The 15214-nt window shown below is 35.3% G+C and carries 9 protein-coding genes and 2 pseudogenes; 7 read left to right on the forward strand and 4 right to left on the reverse strand.

Annotated elements, in window-relative coordinates; all coding sequences use genetic code 11:
• Window positions 1–67 precede the first annotated feature (67 nt).
• The gene (locus tag ACP6PL_RS16675) at window positions 68–1624 is read right to left on the reverse strand and encodes a DUF4335 domain-containing protein (protein ID WP_426546387.1); all 1557 of its coding nucleotides are present in this window, start codon (window positions 1622–1624) and stop codon (window positions 68–70) included.
• Window positions 1625–2094: 470 nt separating this feature from the next.
• Window positions 2095–2682, reverse strand: coding sequence for a DUF3038 domain-containing protein (locus ACP6PL_RS16680; RefSeq protein WP_426546388.1), 588 nt, complete (start codon window positions 2680–2682; stop codon window positions 2095–2097).
• Between the two features lie 1001 nt (window positions 2683–3683).
• Between ACP6PL_RS16680 and ACP6PL_RS16685 the strand changes: the two genes are divergently transcribed.
• A complete protein-coding gene (locus tag ACP6PL_RS16685; protein WP_426546389.1) occupies window positions 3684–4223 on the forward strand; it encodes a sensor histidine kinase in 540 nt (179 codons plus the stop codon).
• A 403-nt stretch (window positions 4224–4626) separates the two neighbouring features.
• Here the strand turns inward: ACP6PL_RS16685 and ACP6PL_RS16690 are convergent, their stop codons facing one another.
• The gene (locus ACP6PL_RS16690) at window positions 4627–6507 is read right to left on the reverse strand and encodes a DUF1565 domain-containing protein (protein WP_426546390.1); all 1881 of its coding nucleotides are present in this window, start codon (window positions 6505–6507) and stop codon (window positions 4627–4629) included.
• Between the two features lie 363 nt (window positions 6508–6870).
• Entirely contained in the window at window positions 6871–8304 is a 1434-nt protein-coding gene (locus ACP6PL_RS16695; RefSeq protein ID WP_426546391.1) for an ankyrin repeat domain-containing protein, read from the reverse strand.
• Window positions 8305–9082: 778 nt separating this feature from the next.
• Here ACP6PL_RS16695 and ACP6PL_RS16700 point away from each other — a divergent pair.
• The 6 genes and pseudogenes from ACP6PL_RS16700 to ACP6PL_RS16725 all read left to right on the forward strand — a co-directional run bounded on the left by ACP6PL_RS16700 (window position 9083) and on the right by ACP6PL_RS16725 (window position 15055).
• Entirely contained in the window at window positions 9083–10165 is a 1083-nt protein-coding gene (locus ACP6PL_RS16700; RefSeq protein ID WP_426546392.1) for a thiamine phosphate synthase, read from the forward strand.
• Window positions 10166–10473: 308 nt separating this feature from the next.
• Window positions 10474–10689: a sulfur carrier protein ThiS gene (gene thiS / locus ACP6PL_RS16705; RefSeq protein WP_426546393.1), complete on the forward strand. Its 216-nt coding sequence runs from the start codon at window positions 10474–10476 to the stop codon at window positions 10687–10689.
• A gap of 595 nt (window positions 10690–11284) precedes the next feature.
• Window positions 11285–11831 (forward strand): annotated as a pseudogene (locus tag ACP6PL_RS16710) (DUF1517 domain-containing protein); the annotation flags it as partial.
• A 69-nt stretch (window positions 11832–11900) separates the two neighbouring features.
• Window positions 11901–12989: an RNA-guided endonuclease InsQ/TnpB family protein gene (locus tag ACP6PL_RS16715; protein WP_426546395.1), complete on the forward strand. Its 1089-nt coding sequence runs from the start codon at window positions 11901–11903 to the stop codon at window positions 12987–12989.
• Between the two features lie 87 nt (window positions 12990–13076).
• A pseudogene (locus ACP6PL_RS16720) lies at window positions 13077–13499 on the forward strand (DUF1517 domain-containing protein); the annotation flags it as partial.
• 707 nt (window positions 13500–14206) lie between these two features.
• A complete protein-coding gene (locus tag ACP6PL_RS16725; protein ID WP_426546394.1) occupies window positions 14207–15055 on the forward strand; it encodes a CYTH domain-containing protein in 849 nt (282 codons plus the stop codon).
• Window positions 15056–15214: the final 159 nt, after the last annotated feature.

Below are 15214 nucleotides of genomic sequence, written 5' to 3' on the forward strand. Positions count from 1 at the left end.
GTTTTAACCAGAGGTAATTATCAATTATCCATTATCAATTATCAATTAATGAAACACCAGTCAAATACTAATTCAAAGACTCTAAAAAAGTCTTTACTTCACCATCTCGACTCAAAACTAATCGAATTTTAGCAGTCTTTCCACCCTCAATATTAGACACAAAAACTTGGTCTTCTAGAGGCATATTTGTATTACCATAAAACTCAACGGATGCTCGACTAATGGGAGTTACCTTTTTCACCGAACCATCACCATTTAATAACAAACTATATTGCAAATCCTTATCTAATTCTGATGGCGGTTTCCAACTTTTTTGAAAGTATTCTCTCACCTCTGCTACTTGGGGAATTTTATCAAATAATGTATATTTAGACTTCTTTTTTTCATTACTAGGTTCAACAGTAGTTGGGATATCTCGCACGGCAACCGGATCTACATCCTGCAACGGGGGTAAATCAATTGCTCTCGGAACATTTACAGGAATACGACTCACATCAAAATAAGGTTGTGCCCTTCTCCTATTAATATTTGCTAACGGAGCTTGATTTGGAGCAGGTTGAATTTGCAGATTTGGAGGCGGTTGCGCAGGAGATCTAGGTTGCACTGGCACTCCATAATTAGGTATTGCTGCTGGAGGAATTGGCGGGGGTGTCAGTGGTGGTGCTTGAGGAATAACGAATGTAGTAGCATTTCCCTGGTTTTGGGGAGTGCGAGAAAAATCAGGTGGTGGTAAATTATTAGGAGCAGGTGGTGCTGGAGGATTTGGTTTAGGAAATAAAGGAGATGGTGTGGGAATAGGAGAAGGTTTGATTATGGTTGTTGTTGGTAAATTTGTTGGTGGCGTTGGTAATGGCGATGCAGGTACTGTTGGCGTTGGTAATGGAATAGGAGTTGGAGATGTCTGGGGAGGAGATTGATTATTATCTGATGTAGCAATTTCATTTTGCTTTTGCTGACTTATTGCATAGCGGTTATAGAGTTTAATTCCGCCAGCAGTCAAACCAGCAGTAATTAAAATTAGTATGGCAGTACGCAACCATTCGGGAATAGGTTTAACTTCGCCATTAGACTGAAACTGAGGTAATGTCTGTAAATCATTTTGAGATTCATCTAGGGCGAGCGCTAAGTCAAATAATTGTAGCATACTCAGGGAAATAAATTTTCCTGATTCTTTATTTGCCAAAGACCCCAAAAATAAATCATGGGTTAATAAGTCTCGTGGCTGTACATAGATATTTTGATTATTTATCGGGGGTTGGGAATAAGGATTTACAGCTTTACCATCAGCATTTTCGATAGTATCTTCTACGCTAGTTTCTTCCTGAATTTTTGTATAAGATAATATGTTACTAGCGTTTTCTTCTCCTATATTTTCCATCTCTAAAGGCAAATTCGGAGAGTTATTCAGAAATTCTTGGACATAAGTAGTAACAACTTCGTGGAGAGTATCCAGTTCACGGCGATCGCCTCTGACTTTAATATGCTCTGCTTCAGATACCCTGGGGTCGTCAAAACTGAGGCTAAATGATTGTTGTCTTGGCATACCAAACCATGTTAACAATTTTAAACCTCTAGCTGTCACTTTCAATGTACAAGTTGGGGGGGTGTAAGTTCGTGAAAACATTTGAATTAAATCTCAATCTAAAATCATACCATCTACAGCTTTTAGCTATTACTACCTAAGTAAGAATTTTCTTCATTCTCAACAATTCAGTTATACAAAATCCTAGGAGTCAAGTACGAGAGTCGTTGTAGTTGGCACCTAACTTCGGGAGTCGGAAGAGAGGAATTTATAGCACTTATTTTTGCCGATGACTGTTTGATGTTGTCGAGAGAAGTAGCTCGTATTTCACAAAATATACTCCCATATTTGTAGGATTATCTGATTTAATTGGCATTGCATTAAATCATAGAGAAATAATAATATAAGGAATTTAACCTCTATTGCTATGATTAACGAATTATTCTTAATTCTCTGAATCCTTTACATTTTTTTGTTTCATCAATTGATTTGATAATTTTATGTTTTTTTCCTGGCAACAATTTTGATTAATTATGTTTTTTTAATGATGGGTTGATAGTGTTGTTTTCTTCTTAAGATTTAAGGCTTGATAAAAGACGATTGCATCCTTGAGGAGCGCTATAAAATAACAAATCAACTAATAGCTTTAATGCTAGTGTTTCTGGGTTATCTGGTGTCATATTTTCACGATTCCAGTAATAATCCTGATATGCTTTTTTAAAGTTAGCAAGATATTCTCTTAATAAAGTAACTGATTGAGGTTTACTATTTTGAGCGCCCATTTGTTCCATTAATGCCACTGCACGACGAATTAATGCTTGGTTTTGTTTTGCTAAGTGACAGATAACCAATATAAAATTCTGAGCTTCTTCTAGTTTTAGACGTTGATTTTGGGATAGTGCCGATTTTTCTCCCTTGTCTTCTCCTACTGTTAGAGCAATTTCATTAGCAATTTTAGGGGGTATATTTAATTTGGTTGCTACTCGAAGTATGGACTCAGAATTCATACCTATTAAAACCTTGAGGGCTAATAGTGTCATGTCCAATTTTGTTCTAATCTTGTCTAATGGAACTTTTTGGGCCAGTGGAGGCTGGATATAATCTTGTCTCTGAGGAAGTACGAAAACTTTGGCATTACTGGGTGTTGCAGATATTACCATATTGTATACCTCTTAAAAATTTAAAACTGAGCACGTCCATTGTAGTCCTAGTGAAGCAAATTGTGTCTACTGTGGAAAAAAATTTTTTGTCTGGATGTTTTCCTTAATGTTTGTTTTTTCAAAAATGGATAAAAGTTAACAACCTTCTCCTGTCGAAATCAGGAAATAGGATACAGGAGTCAGGAGTAATTTTTTATCTTTGCTATACTCCTGACTAAAAGCCTTATAGAAGCCATTTGGTATCTTGGCAAAGTTGCGAGTTTTTGGCTCAGGAGTCAGGAGTCAGGAGTCAGGAGTCAGGAGATTAAGAAATAAAATAGGGAAAAAAGGTAGAATAAGCGGCCCCCATCTCCCCACCCTCCCCACCCTCCCCACACTTCCCACACTCCCCACCCCCATCATCTATAAAAAAATAGATCCGCTTAGGGGTTCTATAGGGTGGGGTTTCAATTACCATCTTCTTTATAGTTTCTACAATTGGTTGGAGTTCCGAATACGAACAAAGATTGCTGCCTCCTGACTCCTGCTTCAATATTCAGATAATGTGCTGATACCACTTGAATAAGTATTTGCTACAAAATCCTAGAGCTGGTGTTTCCTGTTTCTGAATTCTGGTATTCCCTGTTCCCAAATCCAGTTTTTTTTGTTTCCAGATTGGGTATTTCCTGTTCCCAGATATAGTATTCCCTGTTCCCAGATTCGGTATTTCCTGTTCTCATATCCGGTATTCTCTATTAAAGTTTCCCTACAAACAAAGCCTGTGTAATATTCTTTAATAAAACTGGTATAAGATGGCTTTGAGCAAACAACGACAGGAGATAAAACTACAATAATCTTTAGGAAAAACTGAACCATATAGTTAACAGAAATCTCGATATTGATCCATAGCTTGTCACTATTTACGCACACCATTAACATAAATTTAGTTAAATCTATCAAAATAGATTTTAGGAATCAAAAATAAAAAGTATCTAAACCCGATTCATTCTACTATTAAAAATATGAACAAGTTATTAGAAGAAATATTGATTTTGAGTGAAATATTGATTTTGACTAGAGTAGAATCAGGTCAATTAGAATTTGATCCTGCATCAATAGATGTAATTATTTTTTGTCATCAACTCATTAAAAATATCCAAGTAAATACACGCAGAAAACATAAATTTACTTTCGTGGCGCAAGGTAAACTAGAGGATTTATATCTAGATAAAAAGTTGCTACATATAATTCTAAATAATTTATTATCTCATGCTATTAAATATTCTTCAAACGACAGTAATATAAGTCTAGAAGTATTTCGAGAATCAGAAAAAATTACTTTCTGCATTTCCAATCAAGGAATTGGGATACCAGGATCGTCTATAAAGCAACTATTTAAACAGTTTGAACGAACATCAAATGTAGGCGTGATTGATGGAACAGGATTAAGTCTATCTATAGTTAAACAAGCAGTTGATTTGCATGGTGGGTATATTAGCATTGATAGAACAGAAGGAGTTGGTACAACTATTAAAGTAACATTGCCATGCACAACAATCTAAATAGATACCGTAAGCATTCAGCTATTAGCATTCAGCAATCAGATGCATGAACTTATGCAAGGAATAACTGAGGTTAGGTTGTAGCCAATTTCATTAATTAATTTTAATTCTTCTTGGTAGATAATTCTCCTCTAGTATGATAATGAGTTAACAACAAATAGCTGATAGCTGATGCCTGATGGCTGACTGCTGAATGCTTACTAGATACCTCCAAAAAGTAAACTTGTCCTTGATTTAACATAAGCAAGAGAAGTAAAAGTCACTTCACCTTCATATTTAGTACCTTTTTCCTAAAAATATATTCCTTGTTGCTTGTTGCCTACTATCTATGCGCAAAAAGTCTATATCTTTTTCACGCCTATATCTAAATGAATAATGAACTAACGATTAAATTTTATTAGTCTTATTGCACAGATATAATTTTAGCATTCAAACCATTATTCTGCAAAGTTCTTAATAGTTGATCGGCTTCAAGACGACTCCGAAAAGCTCCAGCTTGCATTACAGAATTACCATTAATATTAGTAGAAAAAGCATCTGGTACGAGCGATCGCAACTTATACTTCTGAGAACGGTTATTTACATTTACAACTACCCGATAACGTAAACCCAAAGCTGCTGCACGACTTCGAGAATTAGACCTTAAAGATAGTCTAGGCCAAGGATTAGGATTTTGATTTCTGCCAATACCGGGTGGCACATAACCTCCGCGACCAAGGGGAATATTGGTTGTCGGAACAGGTAGTAAACCAGGAGAAGCAACTGGTGTGTTACCTCCAAAAGTTGGGGTAGTGCGTCTAGGGGGTAAATTTCGCAACCTTTCTAAAGTTCTTCTCCCTGACTCTGGTGGCGATACTGGTATTTCAATTGCTTGTGTATTCTGATAATTAGGATTAGTTTGTAGTAATCTTTGTAAATTTCCCTGACGACTTGTCGCGTTATAGGAATTTCCCCTAGATGGCTTCTGGTTTTCTGGAGGTGGCACAGGGATCATAATCATTTCTGTTGTAGAATTTTGTGGTCTTGGTCGAGAAATAATGCTACTAGATATGTTCCGCTCTCGTGGTTTTTCTGCTGAGGGTGAAAAATTTGATTCCTTTGCTTTTACCTGAGTATCCTGCTGAATAGATGCAGCTTCTATAATGACTTCCTCCTGGTAAGACTCCTTTTGTGCCTGACTTACTGTTGGGGTAGTTGGAATATTCCTCAGAGGAGCAACTCTTGGGGGAGGAGCAATTTTACCCGCAATGTCAATACTGCCATAATTACGATCGCCCCCTAAAGAATTTCCATAAGCAGGAATAGTTTTACCTTTCACTACAGAATAAATATCATACCTACCGTTATTACGAATAGTATTACGACCAGGTTCTTGAGAGTTACCCAGATCGGGTAGGGATCGGGCGATCGCTGCTACTCCATTCTGTCTATTACTTTCTATATAATTACCGCGCAAAATTGGCCGTGCATTTCCTTGAACAATAATCCCATTTTCATTTTCAATTAGACGATTTCCTATTATTTGTGGAGCAGCATCATCAGAAATTTTAATTCCCACACCTGTATTTTGAAACAAATTATCTCTGATTTCTGGCTGAGAATTATCAGAAATTGTTATGCCACTTCCGCCATTGTTATAGAAACTATTTTCCTGAATAATTCCTGTATTACTACCCACCATAGAAATCCCATTTAGGCGATTGCCAGTGAAAGTATTTTTACTAATAAGACAGTCACTAGATTCTATCCATAAACCATAACCTTGAAGATTAGGATTTGTGACTGTTACACCATTTAAAGTAGAGTTATTAGCAGCTACAATTGTAATATTTTTTTGTTTTAAAGTCGGACTATTAAAATTACCACCACCTTGAATTAAAACATTTTTACCATTATTGAAAGAGTTACCTTTAATGGTAATTTTTTGCCGTAAAATCAAAGGAAAAACTTCACCTGTTTGTCTACTATAAGTTCCCGGCGCAAGTAAAATTTTTGTGTTAGGTTGAGCAATTTTTAAAGCATAAGTAATAGTTTTCAAAGGAGCAGTTTTACTACCATCTCCAGAATCTCTACCAATAGATGAACTAACATAAAGCACTTTCATCTGAGAATTAGCTTGAGTCTCTGGGGATTTGGCCACTTGTTGTACTAATGGTACTGCCAGACTTGTAGAAGTAAATAACCCCAGTAGTGCTGTAGCTAAAAGAGGTGATAAACAGTTGCTTTTCAGAACTAAATTTGTTTGATTATTTTTTTGTGAAAAAAGGATAAATATTTGGTTCACGGCTTTCCTCCTAGGAAACTGTGACAGACAATTTAGTTATTATATTTTCTTAAGTATCTTTTATTATGGGGTGTTTTGAACAAAGATTTTAATTTTTGTAAAGATGATTTGATTATCAAAGATAATGGGTAATATTATGTCCGCTTGAACAGTTATAAATAATTAAGGAGAAGTCAGGAGTCAGGAGTCAGGAGGGGGGAGGGGGGAGAAAGAAAGTATAAGTATGGAGAAGCAGGAAAAGTTTTTTGTTGGTGTCAGGGGAATGGAGTTCTATCGCTAATTAAGCGACCATTATCTAATTCTTAATATATCTAGCAAAATTTATTTTTAGAGATATAAATGGAACTTTGCAATTACCCGAAATTATTTACTCTTCCCACCCATTTTGCTCTTAAGAAACTCTACTACTGCCTGGTTGTCGATGCTATTTAGGGGAGTTTCACCATAATTATTTTTAGCATTCACATCTGCTCCATGAGAAATTAACAAAGCAGCTACTTTCTGGTTATTTACTTTATGTAAGGGAGTTTCACCATAATTATTTTTGACATTCACATTTGCTCCATTAGCGATTAAAATTTCAGCCACATCTTGATTATCTCTAGCATAATGTAAAGGAGTTTCACCATAATTATCTCTAGCATTAACATCTGCTTCATCCCTAATTAAAATTACAGCTAATTGAGCTAATTTAGTGTAATGTAATGGGGTACTACCATCAGCATCCTTAGCATTTACTATTGTTGCTGTTAAATCAGCACCTTGAGTAAATAGCAGTTTTGCCACAGATTTAGATGTAGTAAAAATGGGAGTAAATCCCCATTTATTTTTAGCGTTAATATCAGCTCCATTTCTAATTAATAATTGAGCAACTTTTGGATTTTCTGTTTGATGTAGGATAGTATTACCTTCTTGATTTTTAACGTTAACATCAGCACCATTAGCAATTAATAATTGAGTTATTTCCTGATTATCTTTGCCATAATGTAGAGGTGTATTTCCATCTTCATCTTGAATATTTATATTTGCACCATTAGCAATTAGTAGCTCAATTAAATTTTTGTTTCCCAGTGCTACAGCCTCATGCAGCAAACTATATTTACCAGAATTAACACTAACATCTGAATCACCAAACTTTGCTCCACGAATAATCATTGATTTTGCCATCTCTTGACTTCGCACATAATCTAAAGGAGTTTGATTATTATTATCTTTAGCATTAATATTTGCTCCCCGATCAATTAATAATTCTGCTGCTGATTGACTATCGTTGGTCACTAGATAATGTAGAGGAGTTTTACCTTTTTTATCTTGAGCATTTATATCTGCTCCATGAGTAATTAATATTTCAACTACTCCTCGCTGACGAGCATTATGTAGAGGAGTAATACCTTGATTATTTTTACTATTAACATCTGCTCCTTTATTAATAAGTAAAGCAGTTATTTCCTTGCTTTTACCGGCATAATGTAGTGGAGTATTATCATTGTTATTTTTTGCATTAACCTGAGCCCCATTAGCAATCAATATATCTATTACTTCAGACTCATTATCCTGAATAGCATTATGTAATTGTGTATTTCCTTTGGCATCTGTGGAATTAATACCTTGACTAAATCCCAAGAATATTTCTCTTACCTGATACACCAGTAAATTATCAGTTAAATAATTTAGTGTACCGCCAATAACAAAGACAGCAATACCTATTCCTAATAATACTTTTTTTCGTTGAAATTCCATTAATTTATTTTTCTTGTCATAGATTGATTTTTTGACCTGAATTGATTTTTTAATCATTGAAATTCTTAGAAAATAAATAGTGTACTTTATTGCTTTGAGGTAGTAATCCTAAACCAGAGCATTAAAAAAGAATCTTACCGAAATATTGTGGTTTAAAGCCTCCCCTTGGATAGGGGATAATAAATAAAAATTTTCCTGTTCGTCAATCCTCTTCTTTTCAAGGAGAGGTAATTCTAAATTCTTAATTCTAAATTCTTAATTCTTGAAAAATAATGCCCTCGGATGATCGAAAACTTCATTTCTGATCCTATTAGGGAGAGGTAATTATCAATTATCCATTATTAATTATCCATTATTAAATGACCACCTAATACCTAAAATTTATTTGTAGGAAACATTTATTAAATAGGTACTAATCAAAATTTTATTACCACTGAAGCGCGATGGTATAAACAATTAATCTAACAAAAATTTATAGCTTGAAAGTAAGAATTTTCTATTAATATAGCCTAATTATACTTTAGGCTTTGCCCTTTGGTCATCATACTGACTAAAATATTTCAGAAATTTAACTATTTATTAGGAGATTGTTTGTCAAGGAAATTTAAAAAATGGGATAAGGTACAGCTAACAAGACCTGATGTAGTTACCGAATTAAATTGCTCCTGGTTAACGACTACTATCTAATTTCTAGATTGCAGGCAATATTATAGTATAAAAAAATCTATATTAGTAGCAAAATTTGTCTTAGTCTGCCCCTCAGATATTTGAAAGGGAAAGATTATAGTTATTTTGATAAGTACAAACTAGGATTAAAATTTATAGGATAATTCTTATGGGTGATAAATATAATTGGGATAAAAATGTGCAACCTTCGGTTCGCCGAATTCTAGATGCTAACTTAGATAGGGCACGGGAAGGGCTGAGAATTATTGAAGAATGGTGTCGCTTTGGCCTTAATAGTATTGATTTGGCCAATGAGTGTAAACAATTACGTCAAGAGATTGGGAGTTGGCATGGCACAGAACTGAGAATGTCCCGCAATACCCCCGGCGATCCTGGTACAGAATTGACTCATCCACAAGAAGAACACCGCTCGGATGTTCAACAACTACTGCAAGTTAACTTCTGTCGCTTAGAAGAAGCACTCAGAGTTCTAGAAGAATATGGAAAAATTTATAATTCCCAGATGGCTTCTGCTTGTAAACAAATACGTTACCGAGTTTATACTATCGAAAGTGGGCTTTTGGCCTATCAAAGAAATCAACAATTGCAAAATTCTTACTTGTACCTTGTTACCTCACCTCAAGATAAATTAATCGAGATAGTAGAAGCTGCTCTTCAGGGAGGATTAACTCTTGTCCAATACCGAAATAAAACGGCAAATGACATTACAAGACTGACAGAAGCACAAAAACTTTGTCAAATCTGTCGTCGCTACGGCGCTCTATTTATTGTTAATGACCGAGTAGACTTAGCGATCGCTGTTGATGCAGATGGAGTTCATCTAGGACAAAATGATATACCTATTAATCTTGCCAGACAATTACTTGGCCCTCAGAAATTAATAGGGCGTTCGACTACAAACCCAGAAGAGATGAGACGGGCAATTCAGGAAGAAGCAGATTATATTGGAGTAGGACCAGTATATGAAACTCCTACTAAATTAGATAAACCAGCAGCAGGTTTAGAATATGTGAGTTATGCTGTGAATAATTGCCCCATTCCTTGGTTTGCTATTGGTGGAATTGATATGCAAAACTGTGATGAAGTTCTATCTTCTGGTGCGGAGCGTGTATCTGTAGTTAGGGCAATTATGCAAGCAGAACAACCTACTTTGGTAACTCAATATTTTCTTTCTCAACTAAATCGTTATCAAGCTCTACGTTCTCATAATATATTACCGGAAAAAGTCTAGTGCCGCTACGCGGAAGTCAAAAGTCAAAAGTCAAAAGTCAAAAGTATTGGTTAGTAAGGCTTTGAGGATTTTGTAACTGGTCAGTTATTTCTGCCATCCTGCACTAGGCTACAAAAGAGGGAGTAGAGAGTTAGGGGGAGTTGGGGGGTGTGGGGAGTGTGGGATGAATTTTTTTTACATAAAGAAGAAGCAAAAGATGGGTTTACCTTGTCTGCAAAGATTCATCTTTTGCTTCAGCAACTTCGGAAGAAATAGTTGATGTATCTAGTGAGATAATTGGTTTTATTTTTTATTATTCGAGATGTCTAATGTCAAATCAAATTACGCTTAAGGTTAATGGAGAAACTCGTACTTGTTTACCCAAAACACTCTTACCAAATTTCCTGGAAGAGTTGGGGTTAAATCCTCGTTTGGTAGCTGTAGAATATAATGGCGAGATTCTACATAGACAATTTTGGGATAAAACAGAAATGCAGTCAGGGGATAAATTGGAAATAGTTACTATTGTTGGAGGCGGTGTATAATTTAGAATTTAGAATTCAGAATTCAGAATTTATATGAGATCGGTAGGGGTTTGGTTTCCAAAGCCTTACAGTAATTTATAGATTTATCAGTCTCCTTATTATTTTTGTTATAAGAAACCGGGTTTGTTGGAGACAGATGTTAATATTTATCGGCATCTAATACAAACCCGGTTTCTAGAATGCCAGACAAATTATAGCGACGCATCACAAACGCCAGATTTATCAGTCTCCTGATTATTTTTGAAATTTAGAATAAATTTTAGATATAGCGCTACCCAAAGTTTAGAATTCAGAATTCAGAAGTAATATCATGTCTGGATAATCAGTGATAAAAACTTTTTGTTTGTAGTAAAGCTCTAGCCCTATCTATAAGTTCGGGCTAGAGCTTTACTACGGACTTTAATTATAACTACTCAACCGGACATAATATAATTCCTGATTAAGTTTGAGCATTTATAAATCACTTTTGACTTTTGATTTTTGAATTTTGACTTATCAAGTAGGGATATCCCAATAATTAAACAACTATTTTTAACTCCAAAGTCTAGAAAGAAAGCGGTACATTGAATATGTATAGCAATATTAACAATTACTTATGAGTAAAAAACTCCTTTCCAACATCAAAGGTATTCTCAAATCATTTTTTGTCATTGGGTTGGTGTTAACCTTAGTTTTCAGTCAAGCTGATGCAGCAATGGCCGCTCGTAGTGGAGGGCGTATGGGCGGTGGCTCCTTTAGAATGCCAAGTCGCAGCTATACATCACCTACTCGTAGTCCCGGAGGTGGTTATTATAGAGGTGGTGGTTACTATCGAGGGGGCGGTTTTGGTTTTCCCTTCTTAATACCTTTCTTTGGTTTCGGTGGGTTTGGTAGTCTATTTACAATTTTGATTTTTATCGCGATCGCTAATTTCTTAGTTAGTAGTTTCCGCAGAGCGACTGAAAGAGATGAGTTTGAGAACTATAGCGATAACCCAACTGTTTCTGTTGCTCGTGTACAAGTTGGTTTATTGGCAGAAGCTAGAAGTTTACAAACAGACTTAGATAGAATAGCTGAAAATGCTGATACTGGTTCTGCTGCTGGTAGAGTGCAAGTTCTCCAAGAAACAACATTATCTTTAATTACGTCATCCTGAATATTGGAGCATTGACTTAATCAACGAATAACGGTATAATACGTTAAAACACACACTATTAGACAGGCTGCGCTTAATCTCCATGAAATCCATCAGAACCAAACTCAAATTAAATAATCAACAAAAAACTCTGATGGCACAACACGCGGGCTACTCTCGATGGTGCTACAACTGGGGTTTAAGTTTGTGGAATGCTGCTTACAAGGATGGTTTCAAGCCAAACCCTCGTAAGCTCAGAGAAGTTTTTACCAACCACACAAAACCGTTATATCCTTGGATGAAAAACTTATCTTCTAAGGTTTACCAATATGCTTTCATCAACTTAGGTGAAGCATTTAAGAGGTTCTTTCAAGGATTAGGTAAATATCCAAGATTTAAGAAGAAAGGTAGGTCTGATTCATTCACAATAGATAATTGTGGAAAACCAATAGAACTAAACGGATGGAGCCACAAATTACCTTTTATTGGTATGGTGAAAACTTATGAACCTATTGAAGCAACAACTAAAAAAATAACTATTAGTAGACAAGCTGGCGATTGGTATTTAAGTTGCAGCTATGAATTTACTCCGACTGCAACTTCAAAAACTACTGAAGTTTTAGGTGTAGATTTAGGCATTAAGACATTAGCAACTTTAAGCGATGGAAAAGTCTTTGAAAGTGTAAAGTCATACCGTAAGTTTGAAGCGAAGCTTTCGAGACTACAATATCTTAACCGCAATAAAAATATTGGTTCAGCTAACTGGAGGGCAGCACAACTGAAGATAGCTAAGCTACATAGGGGAGTAGCAAACATCCGCAAAGATGCGCTTCATAAATTGACAACATATTTAGCCAAAAACCACGGCACTGTTGTGATAGAAAACCTAAATGTATCTGGAATGTTAGCCAACCATAAGCTAGCTAAGTCTATAGCAGACCAAGGATTTTATGAGTTTCGTAGACAGCTAGAATATAAAACTCAGTGGTACGGTTCTGAGCTGGTAATAGTAGACAGATTTTTCCCATCTTCTAAGACTTGCAGTAGGTGCGGTCATGTTCAAGATATGCCATTGCACTTGAGAACTTATGATTGCCCTGAGTGTGGGATATCTATAGAACGCGATCTGAATGCCAGTATTAATTTAAGAAATGCGGTCGGCTTGACCGTGAATGCCTGTGGATGAGTAGCCGCCGACGGTCTCAGCAGAAGCAGGAAGTAAACATTAAAATATCACGCTATGTGACGTTTTATATCAGTTTTATGAAGCAGTTATGGTGCTGCCAATAGTGAGCAAGCAAGGTTAGACTCCGCAGAGGCAAAATTTAATCAGTATGCTCTGAGTGAACGTAGTAAGTTTTCTGAAGAAACTCTTTCTAACTACAATAATCAATTAATCTCTAAAGATGCTCAAACTTCTTTGCCAGTTAGTGACACTAATGGTGAACTGCTGACTCAGAAACCAGAAGCACCAGGGGAGTATATTGTAGTGACTATTATTGTTGGTACTCAAGGTAAACTACTATTACCAACTATTAATAGTACGGAAGATTTAAGGCGTGCTTTGAGTCAAATGGGTGCTATTTCTAGCGAACAATTATTAGCTGTTGAAGTGCTGTGGACTCCTCAAGCAAGTGGGGATACTTTGACTGCTGATGATATGATTGCTGAGTATCCAGATGTTAAATTAATTTAGTTTATTTGCTTGACTCAACTTCCGATATTCTCCATTCTTATTTATGCAAGGGTGGAGAATATTTTTTTGATGTTTGATATAGCAGGGAACAGGGAACAGGGAACAGGGAACAGTTGGAAAAACATTTTCTAGTCTAAGGTTTATCATCAGTAATTGTCCTAAGCAATTCTTTCTTAGCTATATAATTTTGTCATTTTATTTTGCAGGTAGCTGTAGAGGCTTGGTTTCCAAACCCCTAGGAATAAATTTCTATGTCGTTAACCAAATTATTCTGATTTGTAGAACATACAAATGAAAAAATAATAAATCAAATTTTTTTCTGAAATTTGTGTCTGGTATTGCCACATATTAATATGTAAGTTTATAATATCTAAAAAATAGCTTCTCAGTAAAATAGTATGGTATTTTTGGCCAAAACTTAAAGTTTTTCAGGGGCAATGTTTGATATAAGCAATACTACTCAATAGATAGTTACTATTTCATTTTAAAGATATCACAAATAGTTTCAAACTTTAGATATGAAATAATTTCTTGAAATTACTGTATCCTCAAAGTTGTGAGCCTATAAAATCTTACTTTTGAATTTTGACTTTTGACTTTTGACTTCCCACTGGTGCATCTGCTAAAAAACATCCTTAAACTTAAAACTTGAATCAATAAGTTTCAGGTTGTCATAACTCGTACACAGATGCAATAAAAAATTAGTGATGAAGAACTGCAACCAAGCAATTAATTCCAGAGAATATAAACTTATTCTCAACGTTAATCAATTTTATGACCGTGCCCATACTGTAGAAAGATTTGGTAATTTAGTTGAGTTTTTAACACAACAGTTTTCTGGAAAAGTTATTAGCAGAGAAACAGAAGAAAAATCTAGGCAAACTTATTACCTAGATACGCCAAATTTTGATTTACGTCATTATGGTTTTATCCTGAGAATTAGGCAAGAAAAAAAATATGACCAACCGGAATATCAAGTAACTCTCAAACATCGTGAACCAGACCGTTATTTATCAGCTTCACAGGATTTATCCGCAACTAAACCGGGTAAAACTAAGTTTGAGGAAGATATAATTCCACCATTTCAAAGCAAGTTTTCTCAGTCAATATCTGTCAATCAAAATAAGCAACCAAACTTTGAAAATATTAAACAGGTGGCTAAATTATTTCCTGGATTAAAATCTCTTGATATTCCTGAAAAAACTCCAATTGAAGTAGTCAATAATTTTCAAGTTTATGAGGTGGTAAGAAAACTTGGAAATTTACAATTTGGAGATAAACATATTGTCAAAACAGATTTAAGTTTCTGGTATTTAAACCAGACAGAAAATTTGCCAGTAATTGCAGAATTTTCCCTGAAATATCGTATCCCGAAAAAATTGTTAGAATCCCCCAAAAAATTAGAACAATTTCCCATGCCAATGATTCAAGGAACAAATCGTTTATTCAAAGCATTGCAGCAACAATGGGAATGGATAAATTTTCATCCGATGACTAAAACTGCTTATGTTTATGGTGCAATAAATAAATCTCGAAATATGTTTTTGGCAGCATAAAAATCTCTTTTAGCTGCTTAAATTAGATGATTAACTAGCTATTATACTACGAACTTTAATTATATCAGGACTTACGCAGTACAACGTATTTTCGTCATTGCGAGCGACAGGGTTTGCGGAGCAGTCCGGAACGGATAGCAATCTCAAACCCTAATTTTT

The organism is Dapis purpurea BLCC-M126 (assembly GCF_050015975.1).
GTDB lineage: Bacteria > Cyanobacteriota > Cyanobacteriia > Cyanobacteriales > Microcoleaceae > Trichodesmium.

Excerpts from the sequence above, each read along its gene's own strand:
- ACP6PL_RS16675 (WP_426546387.1), bottom strand. The coding sequence starts at position 1,624 with ATGTTTTCACGAACTTACACCCCCCCAACTTGTACATTGAAAGTGACA.
- ACP6PL_RS16680 (WP_426546388.1), bottom strand. The coding sequence starts at position 2,682 with ATGGTAATATCTGCAACACCCAGTAATGCCAAAGTTTTCGTACTTCCT.
- ACP6PL_RS16685 (WP_426546389.1), top strand. The coding sequence starts at position 3,684 with ATGAACAAGTTATTAGAAGAAATATTGATTTTGAGTGAAATATTGATT.
- ACP6PL_RS16695 (WP_426546391.1), bottom strand. The coding sequence starts at position 8,304 with ATGATTAAAAAATCAATTCAGGTCAAAAAATCAATCTATGACAAGAAA.
- ACP6PL_RS16700 (WP_426546392.1), top strand. The coding sequence starts at position 9,083 with ATGGGTGATAAATATAATTGGGATAAAAATGTGCAACCTTCGGTTCGC.
- thiS (WP_426546393.1), top strand. The coding sequence starts at position 10,474 with ATGTCAAATCAAATTACGCTTAAGGTTAATGGAGAAACTCGTACTTGT.
- ACP6PL_RS16725 (WP_426546394.1), top strand. The coding sequence starts at position 14,207 with ATGAAGAACTGCAACCAAGCAATTAATTCCAGAGAATATAAACTTATT.